The organism is Oceanispirochaeta sp. (assembly GCF_027859075.1).
Taxonomy (GTDB): Bacteria; Spirochaetota; Spirochaetia; order DSM-2461; family DSM-2461; genus Oceanispirochaeta.
Genome location: NZ_JAQIBL010000201.1, coordinates 20214 through 27286 on the forward strand (window position 1 = coordinate 20214; position 7073 = coordinate 27286).

The 7073-nt window shown below is 46.4% G+C and carries 6 protein-coding genes; 4 read left to right on the forward strand and 2 right to left on the reverse strand.

The annotated features are described in order from the left end of the window. Positions 1–16: 16 nt before the first annotated feature. Positions 17–1309 (reverse strand): hypothetical protein, encoded by a 1293-nt coding sequence (locus PF479_RS11295; RefSeq protein WP_298006429.1) that lies wholly within the window; start codon positions 1307–1309, stop codon positions 17–19. Continuing rightward, complete coding sequence (locus PF479_RS11300; protein ID WP_298006432.1) at positions 1306–1767, reverse strand: hypothetical protein; 462 nt, start codon at positions 1765–1767, stop codon at positions 1306–1308. The genes PF479_RS11295 and PF479_RS11300 overlap by 4 nt, the downstream gene beginning before the upstream one ends. Before the next feature lie 175 nt (positions 1768–1942). Between PF479_RS11300 and PF479_RS11305 the strand changes: the two genes are divergently transcribed. From PF479_RS11305 to PF479_RS11320, 4 genes are all read left to right on the forward strand, one after another. Further along, positions 1943–4657: an adenylate/guanylate cyclase domain-containing protein gene (locus PF479_RS11305; protein WP_298006435.1), complete on the forward strand. Its 2715-nt coding sequence runs from the start codon at positions 1943–1945 to the stop codon at positions 4655–4657. A 27-nt stretch (positions 4658–4684) separates the two neighbouring features. Further along, the gene (locus PF479_RS11310; RefSeq protein ID WP_298006437.1) at positions 4685–5269 is read left to right on the forward strand and encodes a hypothetical protein; all 585 of its coding nucleotides are present in this window, start codon (positions 4685–4687) and stop codon (positions 5267–5269) included. Between the two features lie 214 nt (positions 5270–5483). Continuing rightward, positions 5484–5696, forward strand: coding sequence for an OadG family protein (locus PF479_RS11315; protein ID WP_298006439.1), 213 nt, complete (start codon positions 5484–5486; stop codon positions 5694–5696). A 16-nt stretch (positions 5697–5712) separates the two neighbouring features. Continuing rightward, a partial coding sequence (locus PF479_RS11320; protein ID WP_298006442.1) for a biotin attachment protein occupies positions 5713–7073 on the forward strand: 1361 nt, incomplete at its 3' end.

Consider the following 7073-nt stretch of genomic DNA (forward strand, 5'->3'; position numbering starts at 1 on the left):
TGCTTCAGGTTTCAGCCTAGAAGCTGACAGAGACATAAGCACCAATCCGGTAAAGGATATCCTCGTTGCTCTGAACATCTGTATTGGGAAAAAACACTCCCGACCTCAGAGCAAGACCAAGATCCGAATAAGGACGGTAGTTGACGACAAAATCAACTTCCTGTCCGAGATACAGTGAATTCCCGGAATCTTCTGTCATCGTGTCATCAGAGATGGGACCATCTATAGCCCGCAGGAATGTAATCCCTGACAAAACGACCTGTATCTTATCTATGGGTTTAACAGAAACGCTGAGGTCTCCGAATATCAGGTTACCAATCTGAGGAGTATAAACAAAGCCCTTTGTAGAATTGGATATGGGTGTATATTGATTCAGCTGTTTGTCTCCTGGTAACGACAAAACGCCGAATTCACCGCGGTTCTTCCAGGGGTCACCCGAAGAATACAGAGCATCTAGGCTGATAGTGGTTTTATACCGTGATTCCAGATAGTAATCCAGGGTGGCCGTCACTAATCCGCCGAGGGAAGTATAATCTGCGGATGGGGCGGGATCATAGGCTGGAATCAGATACTGTCCTGTCTGCAGAACTCCCGTCAGGCTGTAGTAGAGATCGGGAAGGAAACGCCCGTCTGCTCCCATTTGAAAATACTGTGTATGAAGTTTGCCCGTTTCACTATCTTCCAGGTAGGAATTATCATCCATCCTCAGATCCTGCTGGGCAATGACCGCCAGAATAAGGCTGTTTCCTCCCGGGAGATTCGAGTATTTGGCCTCTGCAAAGGCAATGAGCCTGGGGGGTGCCAAAAGATATTCATCATCCTTTTCCAACTTGTCCGCCGGTGTCATGACAATGTCTGAAGTCTGTCCAAAAACAAGACCTGTATAACCTGCACCGAAACGGACAGGAAGAGTCCTGTTCTGCAGAGTGATTTCCACACCGTCAGCCAAAGACTTCATGACCCGTCCGGTACTGTCATTAAAGCGGAACCGTCCTGCATTATATCTCAGACTTTTTCCTTCTTCCAGAACAGTGCGGCCATAGAAATAAGCATTGGTAAGATCAAAAATATTCTTATGATCCTCTTTTTCATAGCGGTAGACATAATCGCCTTTTATATAAAAATTCAGCAGTGGACTCTGCTCTCCTCTGTACCAGAGGGAGGCTTTGTTCCCCTGAGTGAAATCTTCATACTCAACATTGGAGATCTGGGATATATTTTCTACCTTCCCTCCCCAGTCAGAATCCAGGGCATAGAGTCGGAATGACAAGAAAACAAAGAAAACAATTATGATTTTTCGGCTTTTCATCTTGCCCCCTCCTTTTCAAGTATGGTGACGAGTGCATTGATGACCTCAAAAGGTTTCAACCCTCGGCCGGGGGAGGATTTTCCGATGATCCACCGCTTATAGGCAGCTTCTCTGGCTGCATATCGGGGTCCTGGTACAAGGCTGTACATCAGACCACCCTTCAATTCAAGTACTTCCATCATGATATAAGAAAATTCTCCATAACTGATGGTTCTATCCGGATTCAGGTCCTTCAGTTTATTCAGGTTCTCTGACTGTCCTATCCAGTTCATGGCTTCATCAACAGAAGCGGTGTCAGTAATTTTTTCACAATCGGCAAGAATCAGATAGGCACTCGTCCCAAAATCCGCTTCAGCTCTGGCCAGAAAAACATCCAGAACTTCATTGGATTGCGCTGCCAGAGTGAAGGGTACCAGGAATCCCAGGGCCAGGACTGTGGTAAGAAAGATTTTTTTCATTTACATCGACTCCTATATCTCGATACCTCTATTTTAGGCCTCAATTGGCAGGATCTCAATATTTCATCTTCAAAAAAATGAACAACTTATAGCAATTCTTTACTTTTTTATGGAAATCCCTGATCAGACAGCTATAATGATACAAAACCGGAATGAACATCACCGGGAGGTATTCATGAAAAAAAGATATATGTTTCTGGGAATTCCCCTTTTATTATCCCTTCTGTTTTCCTTTCTCTTGACCCTGGAGCCATACCAGAAAATTGAAAACTCGGTTTATGACCTTTTGCTGCGCATTAAACCGGAAGTGGCGGAAGATCAAGACTTACTTCTGGTCAATATTGATGATCTGACAATTACAAATATCAACATGTATCCCCTGAGCCGGGATATTTTTGCGGACGGCCTGATCCTGATGCGGGAGCTGGGGGCTGAATACGCCATACTGGATATTGAGTTTATTGATAAGAGTCCTGCCGGACTGAACAATAAATACCTGGAGAATCAGATACCCAATCGATTTAATGATGTCTTTTATGATCTGTCCCGATATCAGGCCGATTTTTTAAACGCTTTACAGAACGAACAGATTGCCCTGGATGACGTACCCTATTACCAGACAATATTGAGTGATTACAACCTGGAGAAACAGCAGGAACTTCTCCAGTATGTCAACAAAATTGCCCGGGATAACGATGAGTATCTGGGCCGGGCCATCAGCTTCTTCGGCAATGTCATGGCCACTGTGAACATGATGAAAGACCTGGATGATACAACCCCTCAGTCTCTCAGAGATCTGGCGAAGGAAAAGTTATCACTCAACCACTATTTTAATGCACCCGTTACAGACTTCGCTACAGCGGTGGATATCAAACCCGCCATAAATGAAGTCCTGTCCAACTCTCTCAATGCAGGGTTCCCCCGGGTGAGTATTGACCCGGACGGAGTGAGACGGCGTATAGACCTGATTTTTGATTATCAGGGAGAATACTACCCCCAGTTGGGTTTTTCGGCCCTTCTTCAGAGAATGGATGTTCAGGGAATGGAAAAAACCAAAAAATCATTAATCCTGAAAGGTGCCGTCACTAAAGGCAAAGAAAGACAGGACATCGAGATTCCCCTGGACCGGACAGGTCAGATGATGATCAACTGGCCGAAAAAGCCCTATAGCAAGAGCTTCAATCATATAAGCTTTTACCACCTGTATTGGCATGACATACTTCTGTCGGATTTAATTTACAACATGACCCTGCTGGATGGGCAGGGACTCCTTGAAGCTCCCTTTTATGAGGGGGACACCCCTCTGATGGACCTTTTTGACTATGTAGAGAGCCTGAAAACCGATCATATGGAGGGAACCCGGGACATCGACCTGGACGAATATCTCTCCCTGCGTAGGCTGTTTTTCACCGAAACTGCCGGCTATTTCAACGGGGATTCGGAGCAGTATATTCTGGATGAATTGAACGGCTATCTGGCACGCCCCGATTTGGAGGAAGAACAGATCCAGCGTTTTCAGGATCTTGTCGCCTTTATACCGGAAGTATTCAGTGCTTCCAGGAATTTGATCAACACCATTCAGGAACTCCGTGGAACTCTCAAGGAAAGCCTGGAAGGCTCCTTATCCATCATTGGTTACTCGGGAACATCCACCACCGATGTTGGAGTCAACCCCTTCGAAAAAGAATATATGAATATGGGACTGTATGCGGCTGTTACAAACACCATTCTGTCGGGTCAATTCCTGGATGAGACCCCCCTCTGGCTGCCCATTCTCTTAACGATACTGATGTCTATTCTCACGGGATGGATCGTTTCCAGACTGAATCATCCCGTTTGGGGAATCGTATCAGGGCTTTCTATTCTGGTTCTGACCGAATCGGCTTTAATCTTGGGCTTTATCATGACCGGGAGCTTTACGCCCCTGTTCACTCCGGGGATTTCCATCCTCCTGTCCTTTATATCTATCGTCAGTGTGAACCTCATATTCTCATCCAAGGAGAAGGGATTCATCCGCAACGCCTTTGCCCAGTACCTATCCTCTGATGTTATCAATGACCTGCTGAATGACCCCTCCAAGCTCGCTCTGGGAGGAGAAGAACGACACATGACTGCCATGTTTACAGATGTCAGAGGTTTTTCTTCCATCTCTGAAAAACTCACACCCCAGAACCTGGTCGCCCTGCTGAATGAATACCTCACCGAAATGAGTAACCTGATCATGGAGGAAAAAGGAACCATCGATAAATACGAAGGGGATGCGATCATCGCCTTTTTCGGAGCCCCTCAACCCTTCCAGGACCATGCCGTCAAAACCTGCCGGGCAGCGATCCGGATGAAGAAGGCCGAAGCAATTCTCAATGAAAAGATGCTGGCCGAAGAGAGGAGTCCTGGTCCCCTTTTAACCAGAATTGGAATCAATACAGGAGACATGGTTGTTGGAAACATGGGAACCCTTCAAAAAATGGATTACACCATGATGGGAAACGCCGTCAACCTCTCTGCCCGTCTGGAGGGTGTAAACAAACAGTACGGTACCTGGATTCTGATCAGCGATTCCACCTACAAAGAAACGGGAGACCAATTTACCGTTCGCCAGCTGGATAGAGTCAGGGTTGTAGGCATCAACGAACCCGTCCGGCTCTATGAACTGATTGATGAAAAAAACATGACTCCCGAAACAATTCTGGAAGGTCTGGACTATTTCCATCGGGGAATGGAACAGTTTGAAACCTGGAACTGGTCAGAAGCAACCGAGTGGTTCAAGAAGGCGAGAAAGAGTATCCCCGAGGATGCTCCTTCAGAAATCTATATGAAACGCTGCCTGAAATTCAGTCAGGATCCTCCGCCGAAAGACTGGGATGGAGTATTCAACCTGACACAGAAATAAGAGCATGAATCCGACAGGAGACTCACCATGAAACTGAAACATCAGAAAGGAATGTTCATTCTGATCCTGCTTATGGCCTCCTTTGCCCCTTTACAGGCCGGTGAATCCGGCAGAATCCATACGGTCACCAGTCTTGGTTTTGATCCGGTCAGTCGATACGGCAGCCTGGTAGCAGGGACGGGCATCTCTCTGTACCAGGAAGTCTACATCGGTATGGGAAAAGTCATTCAGGCCGGGGTCGGTTTAGGAACCCTGTTTTCCAGGGAGATTCCCGAGGAAGGCAGCCTCAGCTGGCAACCGGTTTATGGATCTGTCAAGTTCTTTATTCCTCAGAGCGAGGTTCCCTTCTACCTGAAAGGATGCGCCGGATATGCCTTTGTTCAGGGTAATAATGCTTTTATGACGGGAAAGACTGACCTCCGGGGAGGCCTGTACACCGTCCTGGGAGGAGGCGTGGATATGCCCTTCTACTACGGCAATACTGTCAGGTTTTCCTTTATATTTGATATGGGTTATACCTCGTATTCGGGAGAAGTAAAGCAGGGAGAGAGGGAGACCGGCATCAGCTATAATACTATGAATGTTGCGGCTGGCCTGGGAATGCGGTTCTGATCTTTCCTGACGAATCATAAATATATGTATTTTTTAATAATTTGCCATTCTTGGAGCCTCATAAGTCTGACCCGGGGCTTGTCACCCGAGGCCTTTTTCCTCTATATTTTAGGCTGAATCGCTAATTATTAATCGATTCCATTATAAGTCGTCTCAAAACTATATTAACCATAAAAGGAAAGAGACGTTAAATAAATATTTGAGGAGCATCTAAATGGTAAATGGTCTTATCGTAACCATTGTCGGAATGTCTGTGGTGTTTCTGTTTCTGGCTCTTCTGGTCATATCAACTATAACTATGTCCAAAATAGTCCTGAAGTTTTTCCCCGAGCAGGAAAAACCGGCCGCTCCCGCCGTCAGAAGATCATCCGCAGACGCTGAAATTGCTGTTGCAATTGCAGCTGTAAAAGCTCACACCCAATCCTAAAAGAGGTTAAATTCCCATGAAAAAGCGCGTAAATTTTATGTGTACAGCCTTCCGTGACGGTTTTCAATCTGTCTACGGGGCTCGTGTCCTGACAAACGACTTCCTGCCTGCCGTAGAAGCAGCATCCAAAGCAGGTATCAAACACTTTGAAGCAGGTGGAGGAGCCCGTTTCCAGGCTCCCATCTTCTATGGTAACGAAAGTGCCTTCGACATGATGGACGAATTCAGAAAGGCTGCCGGTCCTGATGCAGACCTTCAGACACTGGCAAGAGGTGTAAACGTTGTCGGTCTGAGTTCTCAGTCAAGAGATATTATCAACCTTCATGCCAAACTTTTCAAGAAACACGGAATGACCACCATCAGAAACTTTGATGCTCTCAATGACGTTAACAACCTGATCTCTTCGGGTCAGTGCATTCATGACGCAGGTCTGAGGCATGAAGTCGTTGTCACAATGATGGCACTTCCTCCCGGAGTAACAGGGGCCCATGACAAAGAATTCTATATCGGTGTTTTGAAAGGCATTATGGATGCAGGAATCCCTTATGACTCAGTCTGTTTCAAAGATGCCTCAGGTACAGCCACTCCCAAGATTGTGGGCGAAACAATTAAAGCGGCCAGAGAACTCCTCGGCCCCGATATGAATATCGTTTTCCACTCTCATGAAACAGCCGGTGTTTCCATCCAGCAGTATGTAACTGCGATTGAAGCTGGAGCAACTCAGATAGACCTTTCGCTGACACCAGTATCCGGTGGAACCTGTCAGCCCGACCTTATGACCATGTGGCATGCCCTCCGGGGTACTGATTATGATCTGGGTATAGATCCAATGGAAATCATGAAAGTGGAAGAAGTTTTCAGTGAATGTATGGCCGATTACTTCCTCCCGCCCGAAGCCACCATGGTGAACCCTATCATCCCCTTTTCTCCTCTTCCCGGTGGAGCACTGACAGCCAACACCCAGATGCTGAGAGACAACGGACTGATGGATAAATTCCCCGAAATTACGAAAGCCATGGGCGATGTAGTCATGAAGGGTGGATACGGAACCTCTGTAACACCGGTTTCACAGTTCTACTTCCAGCAGGCATTCAATAACGTTATGTTTGGTCCCTATAAAAAGATTGCCGAAGGATACGGAAAAATGGTCCTGGGTTATTTTGGAAAGACTCCATTGCCACCGGATGCTGAAATCATGAAAATCTGTCAGGAACAGATTGGACTCGAGCCCACGACTGAACTGGTAGTTGACATCAATGACAGAAACGAAAAGCTCGGTATTGAAGCAGCCAAAAAGATGCTCAAAGAGAACGGTATTACAGATCTTTCTGATGAAAACATCTTCATCGCCGCAGCCTGTCAGGATAAGGGAATCAT

Coding starts and splice junctions, on each gene's coding strand:
- PF479_RS11310 (WP_298006437.1), top strand. CDS start 4,685: ATGAAACTGAAACATCAGAAAGGAATGTTCATTCTGATCCTGCTTATG.
- PF479_RS11300 (WP_298006432.1), bottom strand. CDS start 1,767: ATGAAAAAAATCTTTCTTACCACAGTCCTGGCCCTGGGATTCCTGGTA.
- PF479_RS11305 (WP_298006435.1), top strand. CDS start 1,943: ATGAAAAAAAGATATATGTTTCTGGGAATTCCCCTTTTATTATCCCTT.
- PF479_RS11295 (WP_298006429.1), bottom strand. CDS start 1,309: ATGAAAAGCCGAAAAATCATAATTGTTTTCTTTGTTTTCTTGTCATTC.
- PF479_RS11315 (WP_298006439.1), top strand. CDS start 5,484: ATGGTAAATGGTCTTATCGTAACCATTGTCGGAATGTCTGTGGTGTTT.